Origin of the sequence: Shewanella electrodiphila (assembly GCF_023283985.1) — a bacterium.
Classification (GTDB): domain Bacteria; phylum Pseudomonadota; class Gammaproteobacteria; order Enterobacterales; family Shewanellaceae; genus Shewanella; species Shewanella electrodiphila.
Map to the genome: position 1 here is coordinate 235321 of NZ_JAKIKU010000001.1, position 13600 is coordinate 248920.

The window sequence follows — 13600 nt, forward strand, 5'->3', positions numbered from 1 at the left end:
TGATAGCCTTTTATTTCAGTTTTTTATGCCGTTAGTTAGCTTTCTAATTTCGCTAATTCAGCTTTCTGTTCAGTTAGCTTTTCAATATCGCGTTGATACTCAGCTTGCTTAGCACGTTCTTTCTCAATAACGGCAGCAGGTGCTTTCGCCACAAAACCTTGGTTAGATAACTTGCCTTCGATACGTTTAAACTCACCAGCGGCTTTTTCAAGTAGTTTGTCGATACGGGCGACTTCTTTAGCCACATCAATCAAACCAGCCATTGGGATTAATAACTCCATGTCGCCTACTAGCTGTGTCGTCGACATTGGCGCAGTTTCACCGTCAGCTAAGATGGTCATAGTGTCTAGTTTAGCCAAAGTCTTGAAGAACGTTTGGTTGGCTTCAAGGCGAGCTTTATCCTGTTCACTTACACCACGCAGTAGAGCATTGAGTGGTTTAGAAGGGGCAATGTTAAGCTCTGCACGAATATTACGTACTGCAGTAATGACCTGCTTAACCCACTCTAAATCTTCCATCGCTTGTGCATCAACTTTAGCTGCATCAAACTCAGGGAACTCGGCTAGCATTAACGTGTCACCTTCAACCCCAGCAAGTGGTTTAACACGTTGCCAGATGGTTTCTGTAAGGTATGGCATCATTGGGTGCATTAAGCGCTGCATTTTCTCTAATACTGTGACTAATGTATGGCGAGTACCACGAAGCTGCGCTTCGTTGCCACTTTGCATCACAGGTTTAGTTAGCTCTAAGTACCAGTCACAGAATTGGTTCCAAGTGAACTCATAAATAGTGTTAGCTGCTAAGTCAAAGCGGTAGTTAGCCATATGATCGTCGTAGGCTTTAACGGTTTGATTAAACAAACCAATAATCCAACGGTCAGCAAGCGACAGTTCCATTTCACCAGGCTTGCCATCAACAAGCAATTGACCACAATCTAATGCTTCGCCAATAGCGTCTTCATCAGCACCTTCAGTTTGCACTTCAGTGTTCATTAACACGTAACGTGATGCATTCCAGATCTTGTTACAGAAGCTACGGTAACCATCAAGACGTTTCATGTCCCAGTTGATGTCACGGCCAGTCGATGCCATAGACGCAAGCGTAAAACGCAGTGCATCAGTACCATGTGCTTCGATACCTTCGCTGAATTCTTTACGAGTACTTTTCTCAATTTTGGCGGCCATTTTAGGCTGCATCATGTTGCCAGTACGCTTTTCAACTAATGATTCTAAGTCAATGCCATCAATCATATCTAAAGGATCAAGGACGTTACCTTTAGACTTAGACATCTTATTACCGGCTTCATCACGGATAAGACCTGTGACGTAAACCGTTTTGAAAGGCACTTGTGGTTTGCCGTTTTCATCTTTAATGAAATGCATGGTCATCATGATCATGCGGGCAACCCAGAAGAAGATAATATCAAAACCAGTGACCAACACATCTGTTGGGTGGAATGCTTTTAGCTCTTCAGTGTTTTTCGGCCAGCCTAAGGTTGAGAATGTCCATAACGCTGAGCTAAACCATGTATCTAATACATCGTTGTCTTGGCGCAGTACTACTGATTCATCAAGATTATGTTTAGCGCGAACTTCTGCTTCGTCACGTCCTACATAGACTTTACCTGACTCGTCGTACCATGCTGGGATACGGTGACCCCACCAAAGTTGGCGTGAAATACACCAGTCTTGAATATCACGCATCCAAGAGTTGTACATGTTCTCGTATTGCTGAGGAACGAACTTAATGTCGCCATTATCAACAGCTTCCATGGCTGTTTTAGCCATTGGTGCAACTGATACATACCATTGGTCAGTCAGTAATGGCTCAATGACCACACCTGAGCGATCGCCATATGGAACTTTTAGTCCATGTGGGTCGATTTTGCCCAACAGACCTAGGGTATCAAACTCTTCAACAATCGCTTTACGTGCAGCAAAACGTTCTAAACCTGCGTAACGCTCAGGTAAGCTGTTATCTAATTCGTTATTTGCTGTGCCATCAGTATTAACCACTTCAGCTGAGCTACGAATGTCAGCATTAATCGTTAAGATGTTGAACATTGGCAATGCGTGACGCTTACCGACTTCGTAATCGTTAAAGTCATGAGCAGGGGTGATCTTCACACAACCGGTACCAAACTCTATATCAACATAATCATCAGCGACGATTGGGATAAGGCGGTTTACGATAGGCAGTAAGATGAATTTACCAATCAATGACTGGTAACGTTCGTCATCAGGATGAACCGCAACAGCACTATCACCTAACATGGTTTCTGGACGTGTTGTAGCCACTTCTAAGTAGTCTTTACCATCGCTAGTTAATGCGCCATCAGCAAGCGGGTAGCGGAAATGCCACATGCTGCCTTGCTTTTCTTTGTTCTCAACTTCGAGATCAGAAATTGCGGTGTGCAGCTTTGGATCCCAGTTAACTAGGCGCTTACCACGGTAAATCAATTCGTCATCATATAAGCGAACAAACACTTCTTGTACCGCTTCCGACATGCCTTCATCCATTGTGAAGCGCTCTCGTTCCCAATCAACAGATGCGCCTAAACGACGTAGCTGCTTGGTGATGGTGCCACCAGATTCGTTTTTCCAATCCCAGATACGCTCGATGAAGTTATCACGTCCTAAGTCATGACGACCTAAACCTTCTTCAGCAAAGACCTTACGCTCAACCAGCATTTGGGTGGCGATACCTGCGTGGTCGGTGCCCACTTGCCAAAGGGTGTTTTTGCCTTTCATGCGTTGGTAACGCGTCAACGTATCCATGATGGTGTCTTGAAATGCATGACCCATGTGCAAACTACCCGTCACATTTGGTGGCGGGATCATGATGCAATAATTACCTTTTGACTCATCGCCATGTGGTTTGAAGTAGCCTTGCTCTTCCCAGTTTTGGTAAAGAGATTGCTCTATTGACTGCGGGTTATATGTTTTTTCCATGGGATTTTTGTTTTCTCAATCTAAATTAATAGTTGGTATTGTTAACGAATCAGCTGACTTAAACGCCAGTGAACTCAGTTGTTGTGAGTTCAATGCCTAATTGCTTGTAATCACGGTAGCGAGCACGGGCAATTTGTTTAAGCGCATCATCATTAGCAACAAAATCGATAATATGCGGGAAATTAACCGCAAATGATGGCACTTGGTCTGCAAGATTGATCAGTAAATGACGACTTTTATTGGCGCCTAATTTATCAAATCCAATCTCGACAGGGGAACCTGTTACTGGTCCTTCCCCTTTTAAATTGTGGGGAACAAATGCCGTTGGCTCAAATTGCCAAAGCAATTCGTCAATAGCGTACGCCTGCTGTTTGTCTTGGCAATGAATATAAATTAATTGCTGCTGACGGTAATGCTTTTCTGCCAATTGGCAAGCGGCTAAAAATACACTTTCAATAGCGTTGGGCTGTGTATTGATAGCGGGCATTAAGTAAAACAGAGTCTTTGGCATGCTTTTACTATATTTGACGAAGTAAAGACGGATTTTACACTAAAAGCAACTCATGGGGCTAGGGCGGACAGAGGTTAAATTAACATTTAGATGTGATTTTTAATTCATTTAGAAAAACAAAAAAGGTGAAGAATTGCTTCTTCACCTTTTCTTATCAAGCTCAATCTATCGGCTTGTGTCAATAAGGCTTATTCGCCTTGGTCAACACCTGCACGATTAATAAGGAATTGGCTTAAGATTGGTACTGGGCGACCAGTTGAGCCTTTATTTGCACCGCTGTTCCAAGCTGTACCTGCAACATCAAGATGTGCCCAGTTATATTTCTTAGTAAAACGAGATAAGAAACATGCTGCTGTAATAGACCCCGCTGGACGACCACCTAAGTTAGTCATATCAGCAAATGGGCTTTCAAGCATTTCTTGGTACTCATCCCAAATCGGCATACGCCACGCACGGTCACCTGATTGTTCTCCCGCATTTAATAGCTCGTGAGCTAATGGGTTATGAGACGAGAATAAACCAGATGCATGTTTACCTAATGCGATAACACAAGCGCCAGTTAAGGTCGCAGTATCAATAACTAATTCAGGATCGAAGCGTTCAACATAGGTAAGCACATCACATAATACTAGACGGCCTTCAGCATCGGTATTTAATACTTCAACGGTTTGACCAGACATAGTAGTAAGAATATCGCCAGGACGGTAAGCATCACCTGCAGGCATGTTTTCACAACCCGCAAGAATACCGATAACGTTGATAGGCAAGTTCATTTCACATAAGGCTTTCATTACGCCGATAACACCTGCAGCGCCGCCCATGTCGTATTTCATCTCATCCATGCCATCGCCAGGTTTTAATGAAATTCCGCCTGAATCGAAGGTTAAGCCTTTACCGACTAACACAATAGGCTTTTCAGTTTCATCAACTGCGCCTTTGTATTCCATCACTGTCATGATTGATTCATTGGCACTCGCGCGGCCAACAGCTAAGTATGAGTTCATACCTAGTTTTGCCATTTGCTCTTCGCCAATGGTAGTCACGGTTAAGTTGTCATGCACTTCGCCGATTTGACGAGCTTGAGATGCTAAATATGCTGGGTTACAGATATTTGGTGGCATGTTCGCAACATCACGACATAAGTCCATACCGGCAGCAACAGCCATACCGTGTTCAATTGCACGTTCGCCAATGGTTAATTCACGACGAGTTGGTACATTGAATACCATTTTACGTAATGGACGACGCGTCTCACCTTTACGGGTTTTTAAAGTATCGAAGCTATATAAACTGTTATAAGTTGTTTCAACAGCTTGGCGTACTTTCCAATAAGTGTCGCGACCTTTAACGTGTAGTTCAGTTAAAAAGCACACTGCTTCCATTGAACCTGTTTCGTTTAAAGTGTTAATCGTTTTGGTGATAATTTGTTTGTATTGGCGTTCATCAAGTTCACGCTCTTTGCCACAACCGACTAACAAAACGCGCTCACTGAGTACGTTAGGTACATGATGCAACAATAGCATCTGTCCTGGTTTGCCTTCTAAATCACCACGTCGAAGTAGGTTACTGATGTAACCTTCACTGATTTTATCCAATTGCTCCGCGATACCAGACAAACGACGAGGTTCGTATACACCGACAACGATACAAGCTGAACGTTGTTTCTCGGGGCTGCCGCTCTTTACGCTAAACTCCATGAGCACTCCTAGATTATTAAAGACAAATTTTTATATTTATTAGATAATGTTTTAATTAGGCCTGTTTGGCCATATTTACAAACCTTTAAGGAAATAAATCCTTGGTAATTTCCTGCTATGCAGCTAAATGAATTACACTTAAGGAAGCTCACGAGCTGGTCAGAAAACTATCAATAACTGCTAAAAGCAGACATTTTATAGTGAACTTACTCTGATACCAGCAAAAAGACAAGTTTAGACAGTGGATCCTACCTGTGATTGTATTTAGATACTTGATCGTTGAAGTTTTAAAAGCCCAATTTGCGATACTTTTGGTGCTGTTAACTATTTTTATTAGCCAGCAATTTGTGCGTGTATTAGGGGATGCCTCAAATGGTGAATTTCCTGCAACGTTAGTACTGACATTGTTAGGCCTGAATTTACCGCAACTGACGGTGTTAGTACTGCCGCTGAGTTTTTTCTTAGCGATATTGCTGGCCCACGGGCGAATGTATGCCGAAAACGAAATGGTGGTTCTCCATGGCGTTGGGATCAGTGAATGGTATGTGACTCGGGTGACTTTGCTTATTGCTGTGGCAAACCTAGTGTTTACCGGTATTTTGTCACTCTATGTTGGCCCTTGGGCTGAAGAGAAACAAAACCAAGTACTTGAGCAAGCCCAGTCTGAAGCAGGCTTAGCTGCGATTGTCCAAGGGCGCTTTCAAGCAAGCCCTAATGGCCGCGCCGTATTATTTGTTGAAAAAATATCTAAATCCAATGAGTTACAAAATGTATTTGTAGCGCAACTCCCCGATCCTGAAGATGAAGAAGGCCTAACCAATGTGGTGGTCTCTGAGCAAGGGCGTGTTGTTGAAGACCGCTTTGGTAGTCAACAATTGCAACTGGATAATGGCGTCCGATATCAAGGTAGTGCTCATCATCTTGATTACCAAATGATTGAATTTGGTGGTTACCGGATGGAAATTAAAGAGCAAGAAGTGGATGAAAGGCGACGTAAATTGTCCGCATTACCAGTCAATGAGCTTTTAACAACCCCAGGGCCTGAAGCTGTGGCTGAATTCCAGTGGCGATTAGCACTGCCTCTTGCGATCCCTTTAATGACATTGATTGCAGTACCACTTGCTCGAGTTAATGTGAGACAAGGTAAATTTGCCAAGATGTTCCCTGCGATCTTATTGTATCTGGGTTATTTCGGCTTAATGGTTGCTGGACGTAAAGCGCTAGAGGACGAAGTTATTCCCTTAGCCTTGGGTATGTGGTGGATCCATGGCTCGGCGCTGGTGATGGGCTTGTTCTTGCTCGGTAAAGAACGTCCAAACGGTGCGAAAATATTGCAGGTGTTTAAACGTAAGCATAAGCAGGAGGCAGTATGAAAATATTAGATCTCTATATTGCACGCGTTATCATCAGTACATCAGCTTTGTGTCTACTTATCTTGACAGGTTTGTCGGGCATTATTAAATGGGTTGACCAATTGCGTGTTGTTGGCCGCGGTGCATATACCATGCTGGATGCGGTCATTTATGTCATCTTTCTTATCCCACGTGATATTGAAATGTTCTTTCCTATTGCGGTGCTGTTAGGTGCGTTAATCGGCATGGGCATGTTAGCGTCCAATTCAGAACTTGTGGTGATGCAAGCATCAGGTATGTCGCGTTTACAAATTACTATTTCAGCGATGAAAACCGCTATTCCGCTGATGATTATCGTGATGGCGTTAGGTGAGTGGGGCGCACCCGTTGCAGAGCGGAGCGCTAAAGAGTTGCAAGCCACTAAAGTCTCTGGCGGTAGTTTAATTAAATCTCACCGAGGGGTGTGGGCTCGGGACGGTGACTTATTCGTTAATATTGGTGAAGTAGAAACCATCAATACCCTCAATAACATCACCTTTTACGAGTTTGGTGACGATTTAAAGCTGAAAACCATGACCCAAGCAATGCGGGCGCATTTTGCTAATGGTGTTTGGCGCTTAATGGATGTAAAAAACACTCATATTACTGAAGACCAAATCACCTTAGAGTATCAGGAAGAGCGGGTTTGGAATTCAACGTTAACGCCTGATAAGTTAAGTGTGGTATCGGTGAAACCTGAAGCATTAAGTATTCAAGGTTTGATTGGTTATTTAGAATATTTAAAAGTGAACCAGCAAGATCCCAGTCGTTACGAACTCGCACTTTGGCGTAAGGTTATGCAGCCGATTACCGTAGCTGTGATGATATTAGTTGCATTGTCATTCGTATTCGGCCCATTAAGAACGGTAACAATGGGCGCCCGAGTATTATTAGGTGTGGTTGCTGGATTTAGCTTTTATATCTGTAGCGAAATATTTGGCCCGTTGAGTATTGTGTACGGACTACCTGCTTATATTAGTGCCAGTATGCCTGCAGTATTGTTTAGCGCGGGGGCGTTATACTTCATTAGGAAGTAATTATCTGATTTTACTTAAAATATTAAAACCAGCCTGAGCATATTTATGAGTCAATGGCTGGTTTTTTTTGTGTCTACTATTTATTTCTCTAATTGTTCACACCTAATACTCAGACATATTATTGATAGCTATTAGCCATTGAATGCTAATGACTTATTTAATGCATGTGAGAGACTGCATAAAGGGAATTGAGGCTGTTGGCTCAGACTTCTAGTTATATATAGCTAAAGTTATAGCTAAGGTTATAGCTAAAGTGAATGTGTAATCTTAACTGGCCATTTGGGGGTAAACACAGTTTCTACCGCCTTCTTTAGCTTGATATAGATGCTCATCAGCGCGGGTAATTGCTGAATCTACAGTGTGGTCTTTATCAGCGCTGCCAATGCCAATACTGACAGTGATAGGAATGGTGGTATTTTCGTACTCAATTGGATGGTTTTTAATGGTTAGGCGAACTTTTTCAGCAACTTCATAAGCATCATTAAGAGGAGTGAGAGGTAATAAGATTAAAAACTCTTCTCCCCCCCAGCGTGAAATCATGTCCTGTTTTCGTAACGTGCCTTCAAATAGCTTTGCTAATTTAACCAATACTTCATCACCATATTTGTGGCCGTATTGGTCATTCACATGTTTAAAATAGTCTACATCAATCAATAATATGCTCATCGTGTTGTTGTTTCTAACTACTCGAGCGTATTCATAACTGAGCTGTTCCATCATCGCACGACGATTGGGAATATTGGTTAAATGATCTCGGCGTGCCTGTTGTTCAAACTTTTCGCTGAGCTGCTTTACATGTAAAAAAGATTGGTGACGGGAGTACTCATAATATCCCGCCAAAAACGTCAGTGTCATCAGGGAATACAGCACACGCGTTTTGAACTCATAGGAATAACTGGCTTGCAGCAATTGATCGTCAGGGTAAAACATTATCACGCAGTAACAGAGTATAAAGCCTAAGGTATTTCTTAATCCGCCTTTTAATCCCCCAAAAAACATCATTACAGGCGGGACTAGGAATACCCATAACGGCCCAGTGTTATTTGAACCACCGCTATACACTAGGTATAACATTAAGGTGATTAAGCTTAACTGAATTAGGGTGCTAGACGTTTCAAAACGATATTGTTTTAGGAACAGCCAATGATTTTGTAACGAGAGGAAAAATAAAATACTCGACAGTAATAGCGTGATTGCCAGAGAGATATTGTTTTCTAGGTAAGCATTGATGCCCAATATGAAGGTAATAGAAAAGCCAACGGTGCCGAACCAATTGATAATTAGAATTTTATGACGTTTTTCAGGATCATCATAAAGCTCTGTACCACGGTTCAGATAACTTAAAAGTAATTGTTTCATCGCAATGAGGCTATTCAAAGTCTTATGTTCATCCCTTTACGCCCAAAATGTTCCTTTTATAAGCTTAAATGAAATCGCGCAATACTACTCATTGATACGCTGTATCTATTAATCTCATTATCTTCTTAAGATACTCCAGTAAATCGATTACGCCAAGTAACATTCGTATGCTAATCAATAGTCTGTTTAATGGACTAAGTAATGAAACATGTTATTGGTTATCGATAAGGCTCAAACTGGGACAGATATAACAGTAAAGGTAGAGTTTTAGGTAATAAAAAAGCCAACTGAATGAGCAATTGGCTTTATGGATATGATTAATTGCTTCATTTTTAATGAAGCGAACAATACTGACTTTAACCTTGATTAAGCACCGCGCCAGTTACGCATTTGATTCGCTTCAAGGGATAATACTACGACTTCCGAGCGAGTCATTTTATCCTGCAGGGCTAATTTGTCAGGGTTGATAAGAATAAATAAATTACCAATACCTGCAAAAGACCAAACAACACGAGCAATAGCAGTAATGAAACTTAAGTTTTGCCCATTAGGATGCTGCACTTTTAAGCGCCATGCTCTCATTCCCAGAGTTTGACCACCGCGACTCCAAAATATGGCATAAAATCCAGCAACACATATGACTAACCAAAGCTGATAGAAACCTTGATATAGTGGAGTTTGATTAAGCAAGTCAGAAACATGTTCATGGCCATTCATGCCAATCACACCTGTGCTGGTTAATCCAAAAAAGAGTCCAAATCCAATCACACCAGCAACCATATATACGGCTACGGCAAGTAAAGCATCATAAATCATTGCGCCGCAACGCTTTATAAAACTAGCTCTGGGAAAGTTAGCGTGTTCTGAATTAATCATGTAAACCCTTTGAATTAGCTGGCAGGTGTGTCTTCGTCTTCTTCTCGGACAAATTTGATACTGGTAAACCCGAATCGAGCAAACTCAGTTTTACGGAATTCCTTTTCAGCTTTCGCGCCTTTTTTTGACGTCATTGCCACTTGCTGTTCCATTGCTAAAAAGCCAGTTAAATCGATGCCTTCAGCTTCGGCTGCTGCTTCATATAAATCGTGATGAACGTCATAGCTAAATGGGATAACTTTGGTTTTACCTTTAAAGGTATAAATGACTTGGCGGGCCATGGAAACTCCTAAAATCGCAAACAGTAGTATGAGTGGAAATAAACTCATACGGCTAAAAATGCCTACAACATTTCAGATGCTGACATATGGGCATTTTGTTGGCTATTATAACGAAAGCTTTAGGTGCAAGATAGCTCAGAACTTGCGTGACAATAATAATCATCATTAAAAAGGAAAATGAATGTCTAGATTGATAACGTTAGCCGCCTTGTTACTTTGTTGTTTAGGGGTAATTAGCTTTTCAACTTCTGCCTATGCAGGTATGGAAGCATTTAAAGATGGCACCGCGATAAAAGGTTACGGTCAAATTGCTGCAATCGATTCACAGCTTGTTATCCCCAAGGGTATGCAATTCAAAGTCGCGTTTGATATGAGTAAAGCCGCTAAACCTAATGAGGTTAATCGCAATTTAAACACCTTAGCCAGATTTATCAATATGCATGAAGCTGTGGGGGTTAAAGCTGAGAATATACAGTTAGCTATGGTCGTACACGGTGCTTCAGTTGCCGATTTAGCAAATGATAGTTTTTATCAAAGTCAGCATTCAAGTAATAAAGAACTGACTAACGCCAACAAAGCATTAGTGAGTCAATTGGTAAAATATGGTGTAAAAATTTATATTTGTGGGCAAAGCGCTGCGTATTATGGTTTAGACAAGGATGCATTACTGCCAGGTGTGGATATGGCTTTATCGGCAATGACAGCTCATGCAATATTAGCGCAACAAGGATATAGCTTAAATCCGTTTTAAGTCTGAAAATGCTGACTGTCGATAAGGAGCTGCTTGCTTTGTTAGGGCTCTGCTTACTTTCATTTGGGCTCTGCTGACTGAGTTAGAAATACGGCTTGCTTGAGTTAGCCTTTTTTAATTTAATCATCGCTAGGATTGAGCGCTTCTTTTATCTCATCACTGCCAAAGCCTTTGCGCATTAAGTAAGCATAGGCTTTTGATTTACCTTTATAGTCTGATAAATCATAGCGTTTTCTAGCCAACTGCTCGCGGCAGCTCTTATAAAAGTCTATATCTTCGCTAAGGCTTAGTTGGTAAATAATATTCTCAAACTCGCTGACATCAATCAGTCTTTGTTTGAGCTCTTGTAGGATAAGAGTTTCGCCTTTGCCTTTATTATATAACTTGATAATTTCAGTGGTTAAATCGACTTTGTCAGCTTTTACCGCTAATTTGCTACGCAGGGTGGCTTGCTGAGGATGCTCTGATAGGGCGTGATCTATTTCCGCTCTAGAGAAGCCTTTAGTGGTCATCTGTGAGTAAACTTTCTCTTTGGTCGTGCCATGAAAATGTTCAAATTTATTCAGCATTCTTGATGTTGCCATAGCAAAGCTATCGACCTGCAGAGCATCCATGACTTGCTCAAGAGCTAATTCAATTTCAGCAGCTAAAATACCCCGTAGTTGCAGCTTACGTTTAATCGCGCCTTTGCCAATATCATCGCTAAAAGCCAACTCGCAATAACGCACAGCAAAATGATGATTGTCTTTCAAGTAACCATTTTCAATTAATGTGGTCAGTACCGTCTCAATCCATTGCTGATTGTCAGTTTTCCGCTCAAGCTTAGTGCGGATTTCACTAATCGTGAAATCCTGCTGGCTAAGATGCCAATAAGCACTATTGAAAACATTATCAATTGTTTTAGCTTGCCGAAGCGGTTGGCGTTGCATAGCGCTTTACTTAATTAACAAGCACAGTTGCTTAAGTTGATTGTTTGGTGCAATCAAATAAGTCTTATGATGTTTGATTAAGCTAGTTTTCTTATTACCTTGGCTGACTAATAAGCCTTTCGCTAAAGCTTTTTCAGCAAAATGATTTTCATCACCACGGACATAAATCGGTAATGACTTAACCAGCTTGTCGTCTTCAAAGTGGCTTTCCAGTTGAAGCTCACATACCACTAAGCTGGATTGGCCATTGCCTGCTAATTTGAGTTTGGTGCCACTATCATCAGAGAAAGCACTGTCAGAAATAACAAACCAATCATCACTTTCAAGTTCAGTAAGTAGCTGCCCAATAGCTTGCTGCTGAGTTAACTCTGGTTTTTCAACTGCGCGGTATTGTTTGGCAATACGCTCAAATAATTGCGGCAACATGGCGCCAGCACCTTGGCTACGTGCCATTCTTATCCAAGCAGATAGATCATCGGCAACCAATTTAGAAAAACGTTTTACGCGAAAAGATTCAACTAACCATGCACATAAAAAGTGGCTTTCTTGAGCGGGAGTTCGCTTTGCTTTTTGTTTTTCAGCAGACTCTTGTAAAGCTTGGATACCAGCTTCAGCGACATCTAAAATGGCTTGATTGTATGTTTGGGTTTGCACTATTTTTACACCGTTTAATTAATAATTTCATCACAGAAGCTTCATCTGTAATGTGGCGTTGCGACTAGACAACTTGCATAAGCTGTATTGTAGCAGAGGTACTTAAATTGCTGCTACAAACTTGGCTTGGAAGTCTTACTCAAGGCTAACATTGTATAAAAGGTGGGCTGATTTACTGAATCGTCGTTTATTCTCATTCTATTTATCAGTTTTGTTTATTCGTTTTATAAATTAGTTTTGTTCGTCACTTTTGTTCGTCACTTTTGTTCGTCACTTTTGTTCAGGTGTAATAAATCCCATTTGTTGCCATATAGGTCTTGGAACACCACTACAGTGCCATATTCTTCGACTCGCGGAGTTTCATTGAAGGTGACGCCTTTTGACTTCATAAGCTCGTAGTCACGCCAAAAATCATTCGTTTGTAAAAATAAAAAGACTCGACCGCCGCTTTGATTGCCAACAGCTTGCAGCTGCTGATCATTACTGGCTTGAGCTAACAGTAGATTAGTACCATTTGAGTTAGGCGGACTAATCAATACCCAGCGTTTGCCACCACCGAGATCAGTATCTTCCACTAAAGTGAATTGCAGTTTTTGAGTGTAAAAAGCAATTGCATCATCGTAATTTTCAACCACGAGCGCAATATTAGCTATTTGCTGCTGTACTGTTTGCGTCATATGCCTTTCACCATTTTTCATTCAGATAATTGTTATTATTATAATAACGTAAATCGCTACTTGAATAGGGCGCCAATTGTAGCAAAGAATCCAATGGCATCGATTGAACTTGCAGCAGTGAAACTATCGTCTTTATTGTTATAGCGCAAAAGTAGCTCTTTTAAGGCATTTTTTTCAAACCACACTCCACTACAAGTAGAGCAGAAACTCACACCTTCTTCCTCCGGTGTAGTCCTTAAGTAACCACAATTACACGGGCACTTGTTGTGGGTTGTTTGATGCGCTTTAGATGATACTTCAGCAAAGAAAGTTTGTGGGTCAAACTCTTTGGTATATTGAATTGAGGCAACATAGCTCTTGGGTAACCAAGAGCCCTTACACGAAATACAGCCATAACCAGTATGGGCTTCAGCTTTGTCAGCCTGTAAAACAGTTCCATCTATTGGACACTTCAATTTCGGCTCCTTGAAATTTGAACGACATATA

General features: G+C 41.4%; 13 protein-coding genes. 3 read left to right on the forward strand and 10 right to left on the reverse strand.

Annotated features, from left to right (window positions below; all coding sequences use genetic code 11):
• Nucleotides 1-35: 35 nt before the first annotated feature.
• The 3 genes from L2737_RS01050 to pepA form a co-directional block, all read right to left on the reverse strand.
• Nucleotides 36-2951, reverse strand: a complete 2916-nt coding sequence (locus L2737_RS01050) for a valine--tRNA ligase (protein WP_248954475.1) — start codon at nucleotides 2949-2951, stop codon at nucleotides 36-38.
• A 58-nt stretch (nucleotides 2952-3009) separates the two neighbouring features.
• Nucleotides 3010-3462: a DNA polymerase III subunit chi gene (locus L2737_RS01055; protein WP_248954476.1), complete on the reverse strand. Its 453-nt coding sequence runs from the start codon at nucleotides 3460-3462 to the stop codon at nucleotides 3010-3012.
• Between the two features lie 188 nt (nucleotides 3463-3650).
• Nucleotides 3651-5159 carry a leucyl aminopeptidase gene (pepA, locus tag L2737_RS01060; protein ID WP_102529777.1) on the reverse strand — a complete coding sequence of 503 codons (1509 nt, stop codon included), beginning with the start codon at nucleotides 5157-5159 and terminating at the stop codon, nucleotides 3651-3653.
• A 254-nt stretch (nucleotides 5160-5413) separates the two neighbouring features.
• Here pepA and lptF point away from each other — a divergent pair, with 254 nt between their 5' ends.
• On the forward strand, nucleotides 5414-6532 hold the full coding sequence (gene lptF / locus L2737_RS01065; RefSeq protein ID WP_102529776.1) for an LPS export ABC transporter permease LptF: 1119 nt from the start codon (nucleotides 5414-5416) through the stop codon (nucleotides 6530-6532).
• Complete coding sequence (lptG, locus tag L2737_RS01070) at nucleotides 6529-7587, forward strand: LPS export ABC transporter permease LptG (RefSeq protein WP_102529775.1); 1059 nt, start codon at nucleotides 6529-6531, stop codon at nucleotides 7585-7587. Before lptF ends, lptG begins: the two co-directional genes overlap by 4 nt.
• Nucleotides 7588-7854: 267 nt before the next feature.
• Here lptG and L2737_RS01075 read toward each other — a convergent pair whose 3' ends face one another.
• The 3 genes from L2737_RS01075 to L2737_RS01085 all read right to left on the reverse strand — a co-directional run bounded on the left by L2737_RS01075 (nucleotide 7855) and on the right by L2737_RS01085 (nucleotide 10103).
• Nucleotides 7855-8964 (reverse strand): GGDEF domain-containing protein, encoded by a 1110-nt coding sequence (locus L2737_RS01075; protein WP_102529774.1) that lies wholly within the window; start codon nucleotides 8962-8964, stop codon nucleotides 7855-7857.
• A 348-nt stretch (nucleotides 8965-9312) separates the two neighbouring features.
• A complete protein-coding gene (locus L2737_RS01080; RefSeq protein WP_248954477.1) occupies nucleotides 9313-9822 on the reverse strand; it encodes an RDD family protein in 510 nt (169 codons plus the stop codon).
• Nucleotides 9823-9836: 14 nt separating this feature from the next.
• Nucleotides 9837-10103: a DUF2960 domain-containing protein gene (locus L2737_RS01085; protein ID WP_102529772.1), complete on the reverse strand. Its 267-nt coding sequence runs from the start codon at nucleotides 10101-10103 to the stop codon at nucleotides 9837-9839.
• Between the two features lie 181 nt (nucleotides 10104-10284).
• Here L2737_RS01085 and L2737_RS01090 point away from each other — a divergent pair, with 181 nt between their 5' ends.
• On the forward strand, nucleotides 10285-10854 hold the full coding sequence (locus L2737_RS01090) for a DsrE family protein (protein ID WP_229367892.1): 570 nt from the start codon (nucleotides 10285-10287) through the stop codon (nucleotides 10852-10854).
• 119 nt (nucleotides 10855-10973) lie between these two features.
• On the opposite strand, the gene L2737_RS01095 is transcribed toward L2737_RS01090, so the two are convergent.
• From L2737_RS01095 to L2737_RS01110, 4 genes are all read right to left on the reverse strand, one after another.
• On the reverse strand, nucleotides 10974-11783 hold the full coding sequence (locus L2737_RS01095) for a regulatory protein RecX (RefSeq protein WP_229367890.1): 810 nt from the start codon (nucleotides 11781-11783) through the stop codon (nucleotides 10974-10976).
• A 6-nt stretch (nucleotides 11784-11789) separates the two neighbouring features.
• Entirely contained in the window at nucleotides 11790-12437 is a 648-nt protein-coding gene (locus L2737_RS01100) for a DUF2913 family protein (RefSeq protein ID WP_248954478.1), read from the reverse strand.
• A 257-nt stretch (nucleotides 12438-12694) separates the two neighbouring features.
• Nucleotides 12695-13114 (reverse strand): VOC family protein, encoded by a 420-nt coding sequence (locus tag L2737_RS01105; RefSeq protein ID WP_248954479.1) that lies wholly within the window; start codon nucleotides 13112-13114, stop codon nucleotides 12695-12697.
• Between the two features lie 56 nt (nucleotides 13115-13170).
• Nucleotides 13171-13569, reverse strand: a complete 399-nt coding sequence (locus L2737_RS01110; protein ID WP_248954480.1) for a hypothetical protein — start codon at nucleotides 13567-13569, stop codon at nucleotides 13171-13173.
• Nucleotides 13570-13600: the final 31 nt, after the last annotated feature.